Source organism: Caldicellulosiruptor naganoensis, from assembly GCF_026914285.1.
GTDB classification, from domain to species: Bacteria; Bacillota; Thermoanaerobacteria; order Caldicellulosiruptorales; family Caldicellulosiruptoraceae; genus Caldicellulosiruptor; species Caldicellulosiruptor naganoensis.
In genome coordinates, this window is sequence record NZ_CP113864.1 from 87,642 (window position 1) to 106,762 (window position 19,121).

At 34.4% G+C, this 19,121-nt stretch carries 23 protein-coding genes; 18 read left to right on the forward strand and 5 right to left on the reverse strand.

Annotated features, from left to right (window positions below):
• Positions 1 to 109: 109 nt before the first annotated feature.
• From OTJ99_RS00415 to OTJ99_RS00450, 8 genes are all read left to right on the forward strand, one after another.
• On the forward strand, positions 110 to 526 hold the full coding sequence (locus tag OTJ99_RS00415) for a hypothetical protein (protein ID WP_045165971.1): 417 nt from the start codon (positions 110 to 112) through the stop codon (positions 524 to 526).
• A 106-nt stretch (positions 527 to 632) separates the two neighbouring features.
• Positions 633 to 1,646: a hypothetical protein gene (locus tag OTJ99_RS00420; protein ID WP_157841366.1), complete on the forward strand. Its 1,014-nt coding sequence runs from the start codon at positions 633 to 635 to the stop codon at positions 1,644 to 1,646.
• 22 nt (positions 1,647 to 1,668) lie between these two features.
• A complete protein-coding gene (locus OTJ99_RS00425; protein WP_045165969.1) occupies positions 1,669 to 2,076 on the forward strand; it encodes a hypothetical protein in 408 nt (135 codons plus the stop codon).
• Positions 2,077 to 2,811: 735 nt separating this feature from the next.
• Complete coding sequence (locus OTJ99_RS00430; RefSeq protein WP_200889485.1) at positions 2,812 to 2,979, forward strand: hypothetical protein; 168 nt, start codon at positions 2,812 to 2,814, stop codon at positions 2,977 to 2,979.
• Complete coding sequence (locus OTJ99_RS00435) at positions 2,976 to 3,374, forward strand: type II toxin-antitoxin system death-on-curing family toxin (RefSeq protein WP_108720944.1); 399 nt, start codon at positions 2,976 to 2,978, stop codon at positions 3,372 to 3,374. Before OTJ99_RS00430 ends, OTJ99_RS00435 begins: the two co-directional genes overlap by 4 nt.
• Positions 3,375 to 3,541: 167 nt before the next feature.
• Positions 3,542 to 3,676, forward strand: a complete 135-nt coding sequence (locus tag OTJ99_RS00440; protein WP_268748518.1) for a hypothetical protein — start codon at positions 3,542 to 3,544, stop codon at positions 3,674 to 3,676.
• A 68-nt stretch (positions 3,677 to 3,744) separates the two neighbouring features.
• Complete coding sequence (locus OTJ99_RS00445) at positions 3,745 to 3,876, forward strand: hypothetical protein (RefSeq protein WP_268748517.1); 132 nt, start codon at positions 3,745 to 3,747, stop codon at positions 3,874 to 3,876.
• 286 nt (positions 3,877 to 4,162) lie between these two features.
• Positions 4,163 to 4,987, forward strand: a complete 825-nt coding sequence (locus OTJ99_RS00450) for a hypothetical protein (protein ID WP_045165967.1) — start codon at positions 4,163 to 4,165, stop codon at positions 4,985 to 4,987.
• A 332-nt stretch (positions 4,988 to 5,319) separates the two neighbouring features.
• On the opposite strand, the gene OTJ99_RS00455 is transcribed toward OTJ99_RS00450, so the two are convergent.
• The 3 genes from OTJ99_RS00455 to OTJ99_RS00465 all read right to left on the reverse strand — a co-directional run bounded on the left by OTJ99_RS00455 (position 5,320) and on the right by OTJ99_RS00465 (position 6,446).
• Entirely contained in the window at positions 5,320 to 5,514 is a 195-nt protein-coding gene (locus OTJ99_RS00455; protein ID WP_269015385.1) for a hypothetical protein, read from the reverse strand.
• Positions 5,515 to 5,740: 226 nt separating this feature from the next.
• The gene (locus tag OTJ99_RS00460) at positions 5,741 to 6,289 is read right to left on the reverse strand and encodes a hypothetical protein (RefSeq protein WP_045165966.1); all 549 of its coding nucleotides are present in this window, start codon (positions 6,287 to 6,289) and stop codon (positions 5,741 to 5,743) included.
• On the reverse strand, positions 6,279 to 6,446 hold the full coding sequence (locus OTJ99_RS00465; RefSeq protein ID WP_235374871.1) for a hypothetical protein: 168 nt from the start codon (positions 6,444 to 6,446) through the stop codon (positions 6,279 to 6,281). The genes OTJ99_RS00460 and OTJ99_RS00465 overlap by 11 nt, the downstream gene beginning before the upstream one ends.
• Positions 6,447 to 6,942: 496 nt before the next feature.
• On the opposite strand from OTJ99_RS00465, the gene OTJ99_RS00470 reads away from it, so the two are divergent.
• From OTJ99_RS00470 to OTJ99_RS00515, 10 genes are all read left to right on the forward strand, one after another.
• The gene (locus OTJ99_RS00470; RefSeq protein ID WP_045165965.1) at positions 6,943 to 8,142 is read left to right on the forward strand and encodes a glycosyltransferase family 4 protein; all 1,200 of its coding nucleotides are present in this window, start codon (positions 6,943 to 6,945) and stop codon (positions 8,140 to 8,142) included.
• A gap of 34 nt (positions 8,143 to 8,176) precedes the next feature.
• On the forward strand, positions 8,177 to 10,309 hold the full coding sequence (locus tag OTJ99_RS00475) for a sugar phosphate nucleotidyltransferase (RefSeq protein ID WP_045165964.1): 2,133 nt from the start codon (positions 8,177 to 8,179) through the stop codon (positions 10,307 to 10,309).
• A 90-nt stretch (positions 10,310 to 10,399) separates the two neighbouring features.
• Positions 10,400 to 11,386: a glycoside hydrolase family 5 protein gene (locus tag OTJ99_RS00480; RefSeq protein ID WP_083943560.1), complete on the forward strand. Its 987-nt coding sequence runs from the start codon at positions 10,400 to 10,402 to the stop codon at positions 11,384 to 11,386.
• Between the two features lie 144 nt (positions 11,387 to 11,530).
• A complete protein-coding gene (locus OTJ99_RS00485; RefSeq protein ID WP_045166371.1) occupies positions 11,531 to 12,025 on the forward strand; it encodes a VanZ family protein in 495 nt (164 codons plus the stop codon).
• A gap of 258 nt (positions 12,026 to 12,283) precedes the next feature.
• Positions 12,284 to 12,649, forward strand: a complete 366-nt coding sequence (locus OTJ99_RS00490) for a GntR family transcriptional regulator (protein WP_052671507.1) — start codon at positions 12,284 to 12,286, stop codon at positions 12,647 to 12,649.
• Between the two features lie 8 nt (positions 12,650 to 12,657).
• Positions 12,658 to 13,365, forward strand: coding sequence for an ATP-binding cassette domain-containing protein (locus OTJ99_RS00495; RefSeq protein ID WP_045165962.1), 708 nt, complete (start codon positions 12,658 to 12,660; stop codon positions 13,363 to 13,365).
• The gene (locus OTJ99_RS00500) at positions 13,352 to 14,104 is read left to right on the forward strand and encodes a hypothetical protein (RefSeq protein WP_045165961.1); all 753 of its coding nucleotides are present in this window, start codon (positions 13,352 to 13,354) and stop codon (positions 14,102 to 14,104) included. The genes OTJ99_RS00495 and OTJ99_RS00500 overlap by 14 nt, the downstream gene beginning before the upstream one ends.
• 23 nt (positions 14,105 to 14,127) lie before the next feature.
• The gene (locus tag OTJ99_RS00505; RefSeq protein WP_157841365.1) at positions 14,128 to 14,868 is read left to right on the forward strand and encodes a hypothetical protein; all 741 of its coding nucleotides are present in this window, start codon (positions 14,128 to 14,130) and stop codon (positions 14,866 to 14,868) included.
• A 24-nt stretch (positions 14,869 to 14,892) separates the two neighbouring features.
• Positions 14,893 to 15,843 (forward strand): ABC transporter ATP-binding protein, encoded by a 951-nt coding sequence (locus OTJ99_RS00510; protein ID WP_235374869.1) that lies wholly within the window; start codon positions 14,893 to 14,895, stop codon positions 15,841 to 15,843.
• Positions 15,844 to 15,933: 90 nt separating this feature from the next.
• A complete protein-coding gene (locus OTJ99_RS00515) occupies positions 15,934 to 16,995 on the forward strand; it encodes an ABC transporter permease (RefSeq protein ID WP_235375003.1) in 1,062 nt (353 codons plus the stop codon).
• A 96-nt stretch (positions 16,996 to 17,091) separates the two neighbouring features.
• Here OTJ99_RS00515 and OTJ99_RS00520 read toward each other — a convergent pair whose 3' ends face one another.
• Together OTJ99_RS00520 and OTJ99_RS00525 are read right to left on the reverse strand one after the other, a co-directional pair.
• Positions 17,092 to 17,586: a hypothetical protein gene (locus OTJ99_RS00520; protein ID WP_045165959.1), complete on the reverse strand. Its 495-nt coding sequence runs from the start codon at positions 17,584 to 17,586 to the stop codon at positions 17,092 to 17,094.
• A gap of 8 nt (positions 17,587 to 17,594) precedes the next feature.
• Positions 17,595 to 19,106, reverse strand: a complete 1,512-nt coding sequence (locus OTJ99_RS00525) for a TrkH family potassium uptake protein (RefSeq protein WP_045165958.1) — start codon at positions 19,104 to 19,106, stop codon at positions 17,595 to 17,597.
• Between the last annotated feature and the right edge of the window lie 15 nt (positions 19,107 to 19,121).

A 19,121-nucleotide genomic window follows, 5' to 3' on the forward strand; every position in this document is an offset into this window, starting at 1 on the left:
TCCATATTTTGTCAATCCCAGTCCTCCCAAGCTTTTTGAGCTTCAAACTGACAAAGTCAAGATAATCTGGAACGCAATAAACAAGATCGACCAGCTCAGGGTTAAGAACGTGCCACAGAGTTACAAGGTAGAAGATTTGTGGGAAAGTTACCTGTCAGGCAAGAGCGTAGTGTTGCATACAGGGTACTCGTCACGTGGAGCATATGCGTTGTTCAACCAGTTTGTACGACTCGAAACAAAATATCCTGACGGTTCAATTAAAATCAGATACGTGTACAGTCCGATAGTAGTAGACCCTAAAAAACATCCGCATGGTACAGTCCAGGAAACACGTGCTCTGATTCAAAAGTTCAAAAAGATGTATCCTAACAAAGTTGTAATTGCTATTCCGGAAAGAAACAATATCATATGCGTTAAGAACGAAAAAGTTATTTATACGACACTTGTCCCTGACCCGAAAAATAAGAAGAAGATGATAGAGAAAAAACAAACTGTAACAAGAGATGCGTACTATATACTTTTTTGAGCGCAACAAAAAACCATATAGCTATGTCATTGGGTCAAAACTGTACAACTATTATCCAGCGGTGTTTTATACATCTGATGAAAAACCGGCCAGGTACGCCAAATATATGTCTAAATACAGTCCTTCAAACGATAAGTATGTGATGTTCAAACAGTATCCGATAGATTTCAGGTACAACAAATACATTTATGACTGGCTCAAAAAACTTCCGAGACTTTACACCTGTTACGATTACAAAAGGTTTGAAAAGTACGGGTATATTGAAGATATAAAATCAATACCGCAACTTTACAAGGAACCGGTGCTGAGACTGTTTGACCTTGGCATATACGTTTACGACAAATCACCGATATACTACCAGAAAGTGAGAGCAAAACCCGGTAAAACTCTGACCGAGCAGGAAGCGCAGACGTTAATAGACAGACTGTTTGATGAGAAGAAAAGAGACGTGTTTGACGAGGTGACATACGACTCAGCACTGTACATGACACAAACCGGCGATGTAATCTGTGGACGATCAAACCTTGGAAATATAGACATTTTGATTCAACAGATGGCCCCGTTCAGTGAGACCCAGGTCATTAGCGAACTTGACGCTGTAGTGTTTGAAACACCTGTTGCAACAGTGAGAGTATTGCCTGGCGCTGCAAAAACACTCAAATACCAACTTGAACACAGCGAGAGTTTCAAAATGGGCTACTGGCACAGACTTGCTCTGGTTCCAAGATGGTATATGTGGCAAGAAAAGGACAAGTCACTTTACATGACGTTCTACCCGACGTATGTAATTAAGAAGAAATCAGGAATGCCAATTGTTGGGCGTGATGATTCTTCAGCATGGATATCCCCGACAAGTGTATCAACATTAGCGTTTGGTGAACAGTTACCCGATGCAGTAAAAGGTCTGTGGAAATTAGCAGACTATTTAGATAAGCCCGGTGTCCTGAAAGCAGGAAAACCAGGTGCTCTTGTAAAGTGTCCCGATTTTTACTACTATGAAGAACGAATAAGTGATGGTCAGGATGTGGTTTTAGATTTTGTAAGTGTAATATACTTTGTCCAGCCCGATGTTGAGTATTCGAAATATATTGTTTTCAAACCAGACCCGAAGTATAAATAATGTGTGAGGTGGTGAGGGTAGAATGCGTGGAAGGATATTGTCGCTGGGCACAGCATGTATGGTTGTACTTGCCATGGTGTTAACCGCTGTGCTGTGCCCTTTTCCTTTATCAAAAACACATGCTGAGACTGCAAGTTACAACGACCCGGAAAAAGAAGGTATTCTTGCCGATGAAGGACTTATAAATGCGCTTTCTGATGAAGCTAAAGAAAAGCTTTACAACGATACAAAAGAAGATGGTTACTGGGTAGAAGTAGTGGAATTTAGGGGGAAAAAGCGAGTATACTTTCATATGCCGATAAACGAGGAACTGACCAGGTTGCACAAAGGAATAATAGTGTACATCTGTGGCTTTTTGTTTTTCAGGAGTGCTTTTAGATGCAAAAGAAAACTTCAGGGTTTTGTATTCAAAAAGAATTTCAAACTCTAAAACTGCTCTTGCCAGAAGTTATCCTATTCCTCTTAATGCTTGCAATGCTTGTTATTCGAATCCTTGCCGCTTTGCTATATTGAGTTCTTGTAAAACAGGCAAAAACCTGCTACAATATACTTAAAATATCTACCAGAAGTGTAGTTTATAGGTGTTTATATAGAGTGTCAAATTTTTTAAAAAGCAAAAGAAGGCGAGGTTTTAACACCAACAAATGTTCGTTATTTATAACAAACTCAAGCCAATTCAAACTTTCATAAAACCATGGCAGGTTGCAGGGTAGCTTGGAAGCTCACAGCGGACTCTGGTATGTGGTTCAAAGCAAGAATACAGCTGGGTTTGGAGGAAGTGGACAGGTCCGGGAAGGGCTTTTGAGCTGCTAAAGTAGCAAACAAAAACGATCAAAAGGCTGAAAGAAAGTATTGAAAACGGTTACATAACAGCCTGCCGCAATTTTCCCTGCCACAGCTGTGCACAGCCTGCCCAAAAAGCCTGAACAGGACTCTGCCCGGTTGTCCGGAGCCCTGATAAATCTCTTCCCGGACCATATTGCACAAACTGCAAACACGGTGTATAATAAAAACAGCTGGCAAAACTGCACTTAAAACCTGTCTACAAAAATGTAAAGATAAAAACTGCCACAGCAAAAAGCTGTGGTTTTTGTTTTTGTAGCATAAATACACCGGTTTGTGGTATAATCATCATTAGAGAATCTTATACAGGGGAGTTTTGGTCATGAAGTTAGCAAAAGAAATTTATCGAAAGGTTGTTAACTTAACACCAGAAGAACAAATAAAAGTGTTAGATTTTGTAAAAGAACTTGAAAACAGGAAAATAGATGATGCGGTTGAAAGATTCATAAGAAAACATAAAAATGCTCTGATAGAGCTTGCTAAGAGATGATGAGAACAATTCCATATGAGAAGGTACTGGAGATATACAAAAGGCTTATCAGAGAAAGTGGCGGTGTTTATGGCGTTCGTGATGAAGGACTTCTGAGAGCATCGTTGGAAAGTGCATTCCAGACATTTGATGGGATTGAGCTTTATCCAGCAGTTGTCGATAAAATAGCAGCAGTTTGCTATAACATTATAAAAAACCATCCACTAATTGATGGTAATAAGCGATTGGGTATAACTTTAATGGCGGTTTTGTGTGATATAAATAATATACCATTAGAGTGTTCAGACGAAGAGCTGGTAGAGTTAGGAGTCGCAATTGCCGAAGGAAGATACGATAGAGAACAAATTAAAAATTGGATTCTTGAACATACAAAAAAAGGCGAGGAAAACCACTAAAAAATTATTCAAAACTAAATACAAAGATTGTGTTGCAAAAACTGAAAATTTGGGTGTATAATAAAAACAAGTGGCAAAACCATGCTTAAAATGCGTCTACAAAAATGTAAAAATAAAAACCAAACCGTAGATTTTCTGCGGTTTTTGTTTTTTGAGAGGCGTTCAAAATGCCAGAAAGACCACCAAGGTTTTATATCCAAAAAGAACTTCAAACTCTAAAACTTCTCCTACCAGAAGTTATCCTATTCCTCTTCATGCTTTCAGTGCTTGCAGTTCGAATTCTTGTTGCTTTGTTATATTGAGCTCTTGCAAAACAGGCAAAAACCTGCTACAATATACTTGAAATATTTGCCAGAAGTGTAGCTTATAGATGTTTATATTAAGTGTCAAATTTTTTGTTGTTGCAATTTCAAACTACAGTGGTATAATATATTCAGAACCAATTACCACAAATGTATCTTTTAGGTGTTTATACAGAGTGTCAAATTTTTTAGATGAGTAAAACGAAATGAGTAAACCGAAAGGAAGTTAGCCACGGTACAGGTTTGCAGGGAAAAACCTTGCCGTGGCTTTTTGTTTTTTTTAGCAGACAAAATTTCTGTGCAGTAAATTTCAAAATCATGGTATAACTATAATGAGAAAAAACTTTAGCAAAAGGAGTTGATATAGCCATGAGAAAGGATATAACTTTTACAATTTAATTACAGCCTCTTCGGAAAAAGTGTACAGTTTTTGAAAAAGTATGGTATAAAAAATAATGTAAAACAATAAGAAATGAGATGAGTATCATGAGGTGTTACATTAAAAAAGTTACAGTTTTTATGCTCATAACGTTGTTATTATTTTTGACAGCGTGCGGTAACGGCGTGAAGACCAGTAAGACGACCAGCAGCAAACCAGAGTCAAAGACTAATACTGGAATGAATACAGTTGCAGTTGCAACACAGACAAAAAGTACACCAAAACCGACTGTTGCATACATCACAACAACTGAAGGGTTTGTCACACAGATTCTGCAAAGGGCAAGGGTTAACCCTGCAACATTCGAGACAGCACTTTCAATGAAACTTATTCCGCCAGAAGTAAAAAGGAATTCTGTTTTGACAAGGGCACAGGCTTCGTATATCATATGGAATGCTATGAACAGTATTGATAGGTTTGAACTGTGGCTTAAGAGGATATTCGAAAGAGAATTTCGAAGAAAAGACACCCCACTTAAGATAATAAATAATTTAGTAGATAAAGGTTATATTACAGGAAAGCAATTTATAGAGTTAAAAAGAGACCCTTCATATTTTGAGAATAACAAAACTGTAAGAATACTTACAGGTAGAGAACTACTGTTTAATTCTTATATAACAACTGAACATATTTTGGAATTTTATTTTTGTTCGCATAATTGGGAAATGACATATAAAGATAGGATTGCTTTATATGCAACATTAATTTATCCTTTCATTATGAGGGGAAGTGATGGTAAATTGACAAATATATTAGCTTTTGAAACTAAAGATGAAGAAGGTAGAGATTATTCTATAGAGCAATTTAGATATTTTATTCAAGCTATAGCCAATGCGAAGTTTTACGAATGTGATATTACTGTAGAATTATAATAACTAAAAACAAGATACTATTAAAACAACATATGATCTTTTGGTTTTATTAATATTACACAGGATTAAAAGGTAAATATTTCTCCAATCTCTTTTTTAAAGGTTGATATCTAAAAGTAGTTTTTCCAATTATTTCACCGTCAATAAATTTTATTTCGACATCATATGTTGCTTCTTCCAGTTGAGAAAAGTTGAGAATGATATGTTCTGCATATTTTATTAAGTAATTATTGTTTTTTCTCCCGGTGGAATATTAGCTAAGGAGAAATAACATTTTTCAGAATTCTTTTTTATCTCGATAATTTTTATTTTTTCTATTTTCAATTCTTCTTTTAATCTTTTTGTTTTTTAGTGGTTGTAGAAATAATTATTTGTTCATTACATGCAACAACAAAAGGTTCATTTTCTTTTAAGAAAGTCGAAATATTAATAAAATCACTGTTTCTCTTGCATTCAATGATATTGTTTTCTGTTATGATTTTTATTTCCTGAAATACCTCTAAAGGAAGATAGAGATTCATTAACATTTACCTCGCACTTTATAATTATTTTAAAATATTCTATGTTACTAAATATTTGTCTATCCGATATTAATTTTCATAATTTCTCTATTTAATAACAAGTTTGGTATCTTGAAAAACAATGCCCGCAATACATATTGCAAAATACAAACCAATACATTCCAAAGATAGGATAATAATACCAAAAATATTATTGTCTAAAACATAAAGATGAATAAATTAAATCAAAAAATTATCTAAATTTTAAATTTAATAACTCAAAAAGTATTGTAACAACAACAAAAATTGATAAATATCTATATATACCTTCTACATCAGGAAATGTTATACCTAAAAAAAGTGCCAATAATGAACCAGATAATATAACAGTTATTGGATAGTTTTTATAATTCTTAAATTTGAGAATATATAAGTAATTAGAACGCAAAAAAGAATATGTATAAAAAACTTCGAGAGAAATAAAAGCTCCAAAGTCTTTCATGCTTGGTATTATTTTTAAACCTAAAAGACCGATATTTAGTAGCAGAAAAAAGAAAATAAAAAATAACAAGAAATTCTTTAATAAAATTCGGAGATGTTCTTTGTTAGAATTTTCAACACATTCAGCATCAATTATTGCACTGGCTCCTATTCCGACTACAATTAATAATTGAATAATTCTGCTTAATGGATCTTCTTTAAAGAAAGAAGAATCTCTAAAGTAGTAAACAACAAAAAGAAGTAATATAGAAGTAATACATCCAGCCACAATCCAACTATAATAACTTCTTTTATTTTCCATATTCCCTCCAACCCCTAACAAAACCTTCTCCGAATGACCAAATTATTGACCCCCACCCAACAATTCCAGGTGCTTTAATTATTCCTTTTGCAAAACCACTCACAGCCCCACGCATGCCAGCTTGCCCTATTCCTCGTAAAGTATATCCATTTTTCATTATAGCACTAAATTCTCTGATTTGTTTATAACCCTTAATACCGCCTTTAATGCCATTTTCTAAACCTGAAGCTATTGCTGTTCTTTATATATCGTTTATGACTTCTTTGACACCTTCTTTCACACAGTTTAAAACTCTTCCTCAAAACTCTTTCAATTCCTGTATAGGAGTTTTTCTTACAACATATACCTGCATTCTACATAACCCCTCCTCTAAAGTTGTATTTTAGAAATTAAGCTGATATTTTAAATATACCATAAAAAAAAAAGCAACATCAATAATGTCAAAATTTTGATAAAATATTTATGCAAGTTATATAATTTGCAAAAAGAGTTCTGAGGGAAAGATTTGCAAACTTAAAGTATTATAAATTGGAGAAGATAATATTAGAAAAAGAAATTAAAAATATAGAAAAATTTTTGTTAATACTATACACAAAGTGGTATAAATTATATAAACCCTCTTAAAAAATTGCCAAAAGAAAGGAGATGAATGGTTGCAGATACTGCAGCTTACTTGGGAATATCCACCAAGGATTGTTGGCGGCATCTCAAGGGTTGTAAGAAGCATCTCACAAAGGCTTTCAAAAAAAGATACTGTCTATGTAGTTACATTTTCAGATGATTACGAAAGATTTGAAGATTATGGAAATCTAAAGATTGCAAGAGTTCCTCTCTATCCTCTAAATCCACTTAATTTCATTGACTGGGTTATGCTTATGAACATGGCAATGGCAGAAAAAGCTATAGATTTGGCAAGAAAGTATGGCAAATTTGATATCATTCATACCCATGACTGGCTGACAGCTTTTGCAGCAAGAATGGTAAAACACTCTTTAAGAGTCCCTATGGTTTGCACAATCCACGCAACCGAGCATGGAAGAAATGGTGGTATTCACAATGACCTTCAAAGGTTTATTCACAACGTTGAGTGGTGGCTGACTTTTGAGGGGTGGAAGGTAATTGTCAACTCAAACTATATGAAAAACGAATGTGAGCGGATTTTTAACCTCACACCTGACAAATGCGTTGTCATACCCAATGGAATTGACTTTGAAGAGTTTTCAAATGTTGAGTATGACATCGAATTTAGAAGAAGATTTGCGCTTGACAGTGAAAAAATAATCTTTTTCATCGGAAGGCATGTGTACGAAAAAGGAATTCACGTCCTACTTGACAGCTTTAGGATAGTCCTTGAGAGGTACTACAATGCAAAACTTATAATTGCTGGAAATGGCCCGATGTATGGTGAGCTTTATTCAAGGGCACATGGCATGGGACTTTCACAAAAAGTCTTGTTTACAGGTTTTATTTCTGATGAAGAGCGGAAAAAGCTTTTTAAAGTTGCTGACATTGCAGTTTTTCCAAGTTTGTATGAGCCATTTGGCATTGTTGCGTTAGAAGCAATGGCAGCAGGCTGTGCAACAATTGTTTCTGATGTTGGAGGTTTTGCAGAGATTATAAAGCACGGTGAAAATGGCCTTACCTTTTACTGTGGAAATCCAAATTCACTGGCAGACATGATTTTGCTTCTGCTAAACGACGATAGCTTGCGAAGGAAAATAGCTACAAAAGGCTTTGAAGACGCAAAAGAGATTTTCTCATGGGATAGGATTGTTGAAAGACTAAGAAGTGTATATGCCTCTATAGTTGACCAAAGCAAAAAAATGGAGTGGTTTTGCATGAAGAATATTTAAGATAGTCGGGAATAGTGGGGGAGGTTAAAAGGTTATGAAAGGTATTATAATGGCAGGAGGTGCGGGGACAAGGCTAAGACCTTTGACAGTTTCCTTGCCAAAGCCAATGATTCCCTTTTTTGGGAGACCTGTTATGGAGTATGCTGTAAAGCTTTTAAAGCGCCACGGAATTTATGAAATTGGGACAACCCTTCAGTATCATCCAGATAAAATAATGAATTACTTTGAAGATGGCAGCAAATTTGGCGTAAAGATGCAACATTTTGTTGAGGACAGGCCTCTTGGCACTGCAGGTTCTGTCAAAAATGCAAAGTCGTTTTTAGATGAGACTTTTGTTGTCTTGAGCGGGGATGGGATTACAAATGCTGATTTGTCTGCTGCAATCAAGTTTCACAAGGAAAAAAAGAGCAAGGTCACAATTGTTCTGAAAGAGGTTGAGATACCAATAGAGTATGGTATTGTCTTGACAGATGAAGAGGGGAGAATTCGAAGATTTTTCGAAAAGCCTTCATGGAGTGAGGTTTTCTCAAACCTTGCAAACACAGGGATATACATTATTGAACCTGAGATTTTGGATTATATAGAAGATGGAAAGCCATTTGATTTTAGCAAAGACCTATTTCCAAAACTCTTAAGTGAAAATGTGCCAATGTACGGGTATAAAATGGAAGGGTATTGGTGTGATATTGGTGATATTGGCAGTTATATAAAAGCACATAAGGATATATTTAAACTTGGTGGAATTTTAGACCTTGATTTGGCAAGCTCACGGATTGGAAATAATTGTAATATCTCTGATTCTGTTAAATTTATGGGAAAGGTTTTTGTTGGTTGTGAATGTGAGATTGAAGATGATGTTGAAATAGGTGAATTTACTGTAATTGGTGATGGAGTAAAGATAGAAAAAGGAACCAAATTAGAAAGGGCAATTGTATGGAATGGAAGTTATATTGGCAAAAACTGTGAGTTAAAAGGATGTGTTATATGTAACAAGTCAGTTTTAAAAGACTATGTCAGGGTCAATGAAAAGGCAGTTGTTGGTGAGAAAAATCTTTTAAAAGATTTTGTTGAGGTAAGAGCAGAGGCTAAAATCTGGCCTGAAAAGGTTGTGGAATCAAATACTGTTATAGATGAGAATATATACTGGGGTACTGAAGTGATAAAGAGTGTATTTTGGATTCGAGGTATTACAGGGGATTTCAATTTAGAAATTACACCCCAGTTTGCAATAAAGCTTGGAAATTCTCTTGGTTCTGTGTTTGACAAAAACGCCCGGATACTCATTGGAGATGACTATACAGAAAAGAGCAGTGTTATAAGAAAGGCAATTGAGACAGGATGCCAGATAACAGGTGCAAGACTTTACAGAACAAGAGGAGTTATTCTGCCGATATTTAGATATATTGTTCAGGACTATTATGATGCAGGTGTTTATGTGCGATCACGAGGCAACAGCATAAGAATTGAGATATTTGACCAAAACGGAATAAATATTGACAAGGGCTTAGAAAGAAAGATTGAAAATCTGTTTGTGACGTGTGATTTTAGAACATCATCAACAATTCATTTTGTAAATGAGCTTGTATCATCTCCCTTAGAGATGTACTTTAACAGGATTGAGACAACTTTTGATGTAAACAAGCTCAGGAATAAAAAAATATGCATTGTTTCAGAGGACAAAGAGATAATTTCACTATTTGACAAGATTTGCTCACGCTATCACATAAAAGCTACTTTAATTTCTGGTGGGTCAAAACATTGTGTTGAGAACCTGAAAGGATTGTGTTTGCAAAGCGAGTATGATGCAGGATTTTTGATTGACAGACAAGGCGAGCATTTTATAATGATTATGAGTGATTGTACAGTCTATGGCGAAAAGTTAAAGATGCTCCTTGCATGGCTTGAGATGAAAAAATTCAAAAATGACCACATTATCTTGCCAGAATTTTTCAAGTCGTTTATGAGTGATGTTGAAAAGCTTGTAGATTTTCCAATCAAATTTACTGGGAATGAGATAAGAGAGTATATGAAAGTGGTTCTTGATACCAAGATTAATTATTTCTTCTACTATGATGCGATCTCTTCAATTCTTTTGATTTTAGAATGGCTTCTTGATGTTAAAGAAATGATAGATAGAGTAAAGAAATTAGAGGCAGCAGTGATTTGAATTTGATTTAAAATGAAAGGCAAAGGGAAGTTAGTTTCTTTAAAACCTCCCCTTTGTTTTTTATGAGTGATAATGAGGAGGTACCGAAAATTGAACAAACTTCCAAGATACAAAGGATTCAACCTACTTGGGCTTTTTGTTTCCAATAAGAGCTATGGTTTTTTTGAGGACGATTTTAAGTGGATGTCAGACTGGGGATTCAACTTTGCAAGAATACCTATGAACTACAGGAACTGGTGTGTAGAAGGAAGACCTGAAATCGAAGAGGAAGTTTTGGAGATGATAGACAAAGTAGTTGTCTGGGGTCAAAAGTACGGTATTCATATTTGCTTGAACATTCACGGTGCGCCCGGATATTGTGTAAATGAGAAAACTAAGGAAGGCTACAATCTGTGGAAAGACAAAGAACCTCTTGAACTATTTGTATCATACTGGCAGACATTTGCCAAGAGGTATAAAGGGATATCTTCAAAACATTTGAGTTTTAACCTTATAAATGAACCAAGACAGTATTCAAAAGAGGAGATGACAAAAGAGGATTTTATAAGAGTCATGACGTATACAATTGAAAAGATAAGAGAGATTGATAAAGAGAGGCTTATTATAATTGACGGTGTTGACTATGGCAATGAACCTGTTTTTGAGCTCACAAGTTTAGGTGTGGCACAAGCTTGCAGGGCATACATTCCTTTTGAGCTGACACATTACAAGGCAGGGTGGGTTGAAAGAAGTGACAAATTTTCTGAGCCTTCATGGCCGCTTGTGCGTGACAATGGTGAGGTTATTGACAGGGAATATTTAAGAAGACATTATGAGAAGTGGACAAAACTATTTGATTATGGAGTTGGGGTTATCTGCGGTGAAGGGGGAGCTTATAAGTACACATCTCATGATGTTGTTTTAAGATGGCTATCTGATGTTCTGGAAGTTTTAAAAAAGTTTGGTATTGGCATTGCGCTTTGGAATTTGAGAGGACCATTTGGAATAATTGACTCTGAGAGAAAAGATGTAGAGTATGAAGATTTCTACGGTCACAAGCTTGACAGAAAACTTCTTGAGCTTTTGATGAGATTTTAGCAGAGCCTTGTTTATGAGGCACTTTGTTATAAAAGTCTTGTCCGGTTTTGTGGTATTGCACAATGGTAAGATTGATGAATTGGTAATATAATTGATGATATAACACCTGTTTTGCTCAAATAGAAGAAAGGAACATCTACTTTGGTGAAACGAAAAATATACATAAGATGGGCACTTGTCTTTGTGTGGATGGCTGTGATTTTTTACTTTTCATCCCAAGAAGGAGCTATTTCGCATCAAAAGAGCTTTTCAATTGCACTTTTTATTGAAAGGATAATTGAAGCCTTAGCAGGAAAAGACATTATAACAGCTGCAAACAGAAAAGGTTTTGAGTTTTTAATAAGAAAGATTGCGCATGTTACAGAGTACTTTATCTTATGTATGCTGTTTTATGGAGCTTTTTTTGAGACAAACAAAAGTTCAAAAAAATCTGCCATATTAAGTGCTATTTTTTCGGTCCTTTATGCTATTTCAGACGAGTTTCATCAGATATTTGTCTTTGGCAGAGGTCCAAGCCCTGTTGACGTGGTGATTGACTCAATAGGAATATTTGGGTATTTGGGGATAAGAAGTATGAAAGATAAATTAAATAAAACTGTGAAGATGAATTGTGATGAAAATAAAGGAGAAGGCTTATAAAAAGTTGTTATTTAAAATGCATTACGCCTCTGGTTTGTGGGATATTTCAAATCAGGGGCGATTTTTTTATTACTTTTGGCTGGGTGATAATTTGTATCGAATTTGTTTTTCAAATTGTTGGATATGATTTTAAAAAAACCACATTTCTCATTTTAAACGGTCCTTAAAAATACAACGATATGATTTAAAAAATGTATTGACAATATTGCAGTATTAGTGTATTATTTAATTAACACACTAACACATGGAGGAATTATATTGCTAAAATTTGACCCTAACATTCCAGTGTACTTACAGATAATGGAGTTTTTAAAAAAGAAAATTGCCAGTGGAAATTTGCAGCCGGGAGAAAAACTTTCTTCTGTTCGGGAGATGGCGCAGATGTTTGGTGTAAATCCCAATACAATTCAAAGGGTTCTTCAGGAATTAGAAAGGGAGAATCTTATTTTCACAGAAAGAGGAATTGGAAACTTTGTGACAAAGGATGAGAGAGTAATAGCTAAGATGAGAGAAGAAATGGCTGCAAAAATGATAGAGGATTTTATTAAGTCAATGAATGATATTGGTTTTTCAGATAAAGAAATTATACAGCTTCTTGAAAAAAAGATTAAGAAAGAGAGGTAGAGCTAAAAGTGCTTCTTGAAGTTAAAAACGTAACAAAGTGGTATGGTTCAAGAAAGAAAATAGCTTTGGAAAATGTTAGCTTTTCCCTGGATAAAGGTAAAATTGTGGGACTGATAGGCGAAAATGGAGCAGGAAAAACCACTCTTTTAAAACTCATTGCTGGGTTTGTTCAGCCAAGCACTGGAGAGATTTTAATTGAAGGCAAGAAGGTTGGGCTTTTGACAAGAAGGTTTGTTGCTTTTTTACCTGATACAATTATGTTTGAGAAGTGGATGAGAGTAAGTGATGCCATTGAGTTTTTTAAAGATTTTTATGATGATTTTGACAACTCAAAAGCATTTAAATTGCTGGAGAAGTTAAAAGTTAATCCCAAGGGGAAGATACATCAGTTATCAAGAGGAAATATAGAAAAATTTTCCATTGCAATGCTCTTTTCCAGAGACACAAAACTATATCTTTTAGATGAACCTTTAGCGTATGTTGACCCTGTTTCAAGAGATTTTGTCTTTGAGATGATATTACAAAATATATCAGAAGAAAAAAGCATCATAATTTCAACTAACATCATATCTGAAATTGAACACATATTTGATGAAGTTATATTCTTAAATAATGGAAAAATACTTTATTATGGTTCAACCGAAAGAATAAGAGAAGAAAAGGGGCTTTCAATAAACCAGTTTTTCAAAGAGGTGCTCAAAGATGAAAATATTTAAATTGATAAAATACCAGATGATAGATCAAAAATTTTTTTACATTATATTTTTTATTGTTTTAAACTTAGTTGTATTTTATTTCTATCGGTATGGGGGAAAACTTACTCTAAATAATAATCCAGATGTTGAAAATTTTCTTGCAGGAGTTTCGTTTTCTTACTTGCTTGCAACACTATCATTATTAATACTTCACATAGTTATGTATTATAACCTTTTATCGAAAGGAAAAAAGTATCTAATTTTTGGTTCTCTTTATGCAAGTGCAGCCAATGTCTATTTAGCAAGACTGATTAATTTTGTTTTAGACATAATGCTTACAAAAGCTTATCTATTATTGCTTTTGTTTGCAATGAGTATGGTAGATGAAAAACTTTACGGCAAATATTGGTGGTGGATTTTATTATTTAACAAGATTATGGATTTTAAAACTAATTGTGGAATTGTTCTGGTAGATTTATCACTTGTTCTTATGCTAAGTCTTTGGATGCATATTTGTATGATATTTAAGTGTTGGAATAACAGGCATGGTTATAATGCTGTGGATACTGCTGTGGACATAATTGCGCTTCTTTTGTTTTTGGTACAAGGTTTTGCCGGTGGTGGACCAATTGATATAATTCAAAAGGTTAATCTTTCTACTTTTCTGCTAAATTTTATAGTTATAGCAATTACGCTAATTGCGATTGTTCTTTTTGCTATGACTTCCATTTCACGCATGAAAACCAAAATGGATTTGTAAAAGAAAGGGTGGTAAAAGTGTTTTTGAGATTTCTGAAGTATGAGATTAAAAGAAGAAAGGGGATAACTGCTTACTGGGTGGTTTTAGGCTGTGTTGCCGCACTCTTTGGCGGCGATTATTTTGATAATCAAAAAGATACTATGGAAATAGCTTTATTCCTTTCTTTTTTGACAGCGTTTATCTACACCTTAGTTGAATACTCTTCGGTTTTCAGGTCAGGTCATGGTTATTTGATATTTGGATCTCCAAAGCTTAAAGGAATGCATATAGTTTTTGGAAGAATGCTAATAATTTTACTGGACATCTTATTATATTTGGTGTCATTTACAATTATTGAAGTTTTTTTAAATATAGTTTTTCGTCAAACTTTTCAAAGCTTTTTAATACAAGATACAGTAAACTTATTGTTAAAAGTATTTACTTCCTTTAAAACCTTTCGCGTCTTTTTACTCTTTGCTACTTCATTCTTTTTATCATACTTATTCATTTTCATGATAATAACATTTTCTAATACAATTTTAAAAAGGTTGAATATATGGCTCAGCCGATTAATTACTATCATTATGGTGGCAGTTGCACCAGGGATTTTGATATACTCAATTTCAAATCCTTTTATTGATGCACTGCTTTTTCCTCAGTTAGAAGATTATAAAGCTTTGAATGGTAGTTATTTGTTTTGGGCTGTAAGTAGAATACACATATTGGTAATAGCGGTTATTCTCTTGGTTTGTGCTAAGGTAATTGATAAGAACTTAAATTTATAAAATAAATAAGGGAGTGGAGGTGTATTGAGAAAAATATCAAAAGCAGTTGAGGTCATTTCTGTTTACAAAAGATTTGGAAAAAAAGAAGTGATAAAAGAAGTTTCTTTTGATATTGATGAGGGTGAAACTGTAGGCTTTGTGGGGCCAAATGGAGCTGGCAAGACAACAACAATTAAAATGATGACAGGGCTTATACGACCAACAGATGGCCAAATCAAGATTTTTGGGCATGATGTTGTCAAAAAACCTTTAGATGCCATGAGGCATGTAGGCTGCATTGTTGAAAAACCGGAGGTTTATGAATTTTTAACCGGTTTTGAGAACTTGGCTCAAATTGCACGAATTTATAGAATTGGTAAGGAAAAGATTTATGAGGCAGCTAAATTTGTGGGAATTGATTATGCTTTGAAAGAAAAGGCTAAAAAATATTCACTTGGAATGAAGCAGAGGCTGGCATTGGCAATGGCAATTTTGACAGAACCAAAACTTCTTATCTTAGATGAGCCAACAAACGGTCTTGACCCTTCAGGAATAATTGAGCTAAGGAACCTATTGAGAAGTCTTTCGAAAAACAAGAAGACAACCATTTTTATCTCATCCCACAACCTTAATGAAATAGAAGAAATCTGTGAGAAAGTGATATTTATTAAAGATGGGAAAATTGAAATGGTAAAGAAGTTAACACAGAAAGAAGAAAATGGATGCAAGAGATTTGTTGTTGTTTTGAACCCGGATAATTTAGAAGTTTCACAAATTACCAAGATTATTGAGAAGTTCAATCAAGTAAAAGTGGTGAGCACTGATGGTGACAAAATTGAGGTGGAGCTTCTGAAAGATAAAAAGATGGATTTTCTCAATTTTTTGTTTCAAAATAATGTGCCTGTTCGTGATTTTTATGAAAAGACTGAGAATTTGGAAAGTGTGTATTTAAAAATTTACAGTGGTGAGGTGTTGAGTAATGAAAGATCTTATTAAGAATGAAATTATAAAAATGTTTTACAGAAAAAAATACTAATTGGACTTGCTGTTATTTTAATTTCATCTATTGTAGGTGTATGGGGTACAATTGCAATTATAAAATCAACATCTCCTGAAAATGAGATAAAAATTACACAGCAAAAGATAGCTAATTTAAAAAAAGAGAGAATGAAAACAAAAGACACTATCAAAAGACAAAAGATAGATGAGCAAATATTACAAAGTCAGGCTTATATAGATAATTTAAAAATCTCTATGAAATCAACAGACTGGAGAAAAGATGTTAAAAATCAACTGGCTAAGCTCAAAAAATCAATGAAAGAAGCTACTGATTTGAGTTTGCTGGATTCAAAAGAATACTATAGGGAGCAAATATTAGAGTATGAATACTGTTTAAAGAAAAACATAAAACCTTATACTTTGTGGCAAATCAATAACTGGACAGTTATGACCATATTTTTAGGATTGATAATTTTTCTTCTACCGTTTATAGTTTTTATCTTTGCTTCAGACATTATGTCAAATGAAATATCTCAAAAAACAATAAGTTTATTGGTGGCAAGACCCATAAGCAGATTTAAAATAGCTCTTTCCAAGTTTATTTCTGCAACTATTGTGTGTTCAGCACTTGTAATAATTTCAGAAATTTTGGTGTTTATAATAACAGGATTATTATATGGTTTTATAGATTTAAAATGTCCGATTACTGTTGGCACAAGATACAGAAAACACGGTTTAGAGTTGATACCAATATATGGTAGTACTTATATAGTGCCATTAGGAAAATTCTTGATATATGCTTTGCTTTTACAGCTTTTAATCATAACTGCTTGCTGTGCGCTTAGCTTTTTTATTTCGACAATTAGCAAAAGCAATTCAACTGCAAATACTTTGAGCTTCTTGATGGTATACGGTATATATTTTATAGTCTCTCCTATTTCACAGGCAGTTTCTAAAGTAAATTTTTTAAAAGCAATTTTACTTTACACCTATCTAAACCCATTAGATATTTTAGAAAATAATATTGCAATAAATGTTATGGTATCTATAATGACACCATTTGTAAGCATTTTGATTTTATTTGGATATATTGTTGTATTTTTATTAACTTCGCTAAAAATATTCAACAAAAAAGATTTGCTTGTTTAACAATCTAAAAACTAATTCTAAGATATCTTTCTTTTCCCTCCCTTTTTGACAAAAAGTTTATACTCAAACTCCAAAAGGGAGGGTCTATTTTTATCTTTACCATTTATTTCTAAACACAATCCACATAAGAAAACTTCCGATAAGGAAAATTCCTATCCCCAAAACTGCTCTTGTCTTGTCAACTTTCTCATCCACTTTATATCCTCTTTTTACAATCTCAACCTGTTTAGCATGAATGTCCAAATCACCGCCATGTTCTTTGCAAGCTCTATTGAAAATGCCTTTTACATAAACAATATCTCCTTTTACTCGGTATCTTCCCAAATATTTTATTTTCTTTGCATCTTCATATCTCATAAAAATTCCGATGGCATTTTGACCATCATGAATATTGACCCATGCAAAATCTCCTCTTTTCATTATCTCGCCAATCGCTTCGCCTTGAAACTCAACAACTTTGCCATCATATTTAAAAGCGTTGTTAATGAGAGTGGTGCTGTCAATGGGTTTTGCAGATGCAGTTTCTTGCAGGAGCTTTATCAAAAATCCAATAAGAATTACAACTAACACAATCCAAGATTTTCTCGTCATCTTCTTTTCTATCCTTCCCTTGCTTCTTTAAATAAGAATGCAAAAAGTGCTATTACAGACATAAACTCAAGCCTTCCAACCCACATCATGAAAATATAAATCACTTTTAAACCATCTGGCATGGAAGGTTGGGTAATCCCGCTTGAGAGTCCAACATTGCCCAGCGCTGAGGCTGACTCAAACATTGCCTGTTTTAGAGGGTATCCATAAAAAGTGCCGGCCAAAGTGCCAATAGTAAATGTTACAATGTACAAAAGGACAATGATAGATGCATTTCTCACATGCCTGTCTTGCAAAGCGACCTCTTTTAAATGATGAAATTTCTCAACAACAACAGCAGAATCTGGTCGAATCATTTTTTTGATATCATTCACAAGAGCATTTGCCAATATTGCAATTCTGAGTGCTTTAATACCACCTGCAGTTGAGCACACTGACCCGCCAGCAAGCATTGCTATTACAATGAGTATAATAGCAGCATCTGACCATTCATAGAAAAACTGCTGTGAATAAAGTGTTGCAAAACCTGTGCCTGTGTGAGCAGATACAAAGTGGTAAAACACCTTTCTAAAAGCAATAATTGATGTTGAATAAACTGCCTTGAGGGCAATTATTCCTAAGACGCTTAGGGATGTTATTGTCACAAACAAGCTTTTTATCTCAGCATTTCTGATTCCTTCTTTGTAATTTCCGCTCAGAATAAAATAGTGCAGAGCAAAGTTTATTGTTCCCAAGAGCATTATCATCATACTAATAATTTCGTATGATGTGCTATGAAAATACATTGCATTTTGAGATTGAGGTGCAAACCCGGCCGTGTTCCAGCCGCCCAAAAACATCCAAAGACCCCTGAAAAATGCCATATCCAGTGGCAAGCCAATTAAAACCCCGGTTATTGTAAGTGCCGCTGTGCCCAGGACCAAATACAAAAGGCTTACAAACCAGATTATTCTTGCAGTGTGAATGACATTTGGGAAGATTTGCTCATCTCTTGCCTCGCCCATGTAAACTTTTAAAAGCCCGCGCATACCGGAGGCTAAAAAGCTCAAGGTCATGAGCACCATGCCTTGTCCGCCAATATATGTAATTAAGTGTCGCCACATATTAAGCCCCATTGGTGCATGGTCAAGGTCTTGGATTAAAACAAGGCCGGTTGTTGTATACCCGCTCATCACTTCAAAAAATGCATCTAAATACGAAGCAAAATGACCTGAAAGATAAGGTGGTATGGCTGAAATCAATCCACCAAGTGCCCATGTTAGCCCTACCATGCTCATTCCTGCGCCCCATGAAAACCTCTGGTCTTTTGTGTCTCTTCCGATGAAAATAAAAATGAAACTCAACACAAAAAATAGTCCTGTACCAATCATTAAATTAAAAGCCATATTCCATTCTTTGTATAAAAGAGAGGTAATAACTGCAATTATCTCAACAAGCCCAATTGCACTCAGTGTCTTTCCTGTCATGTAAAGGACATGTCTTAGCTCTATATGGTCGCTTTTGAAAACAAACTTGTCCATCGCTTGTTTATCTCC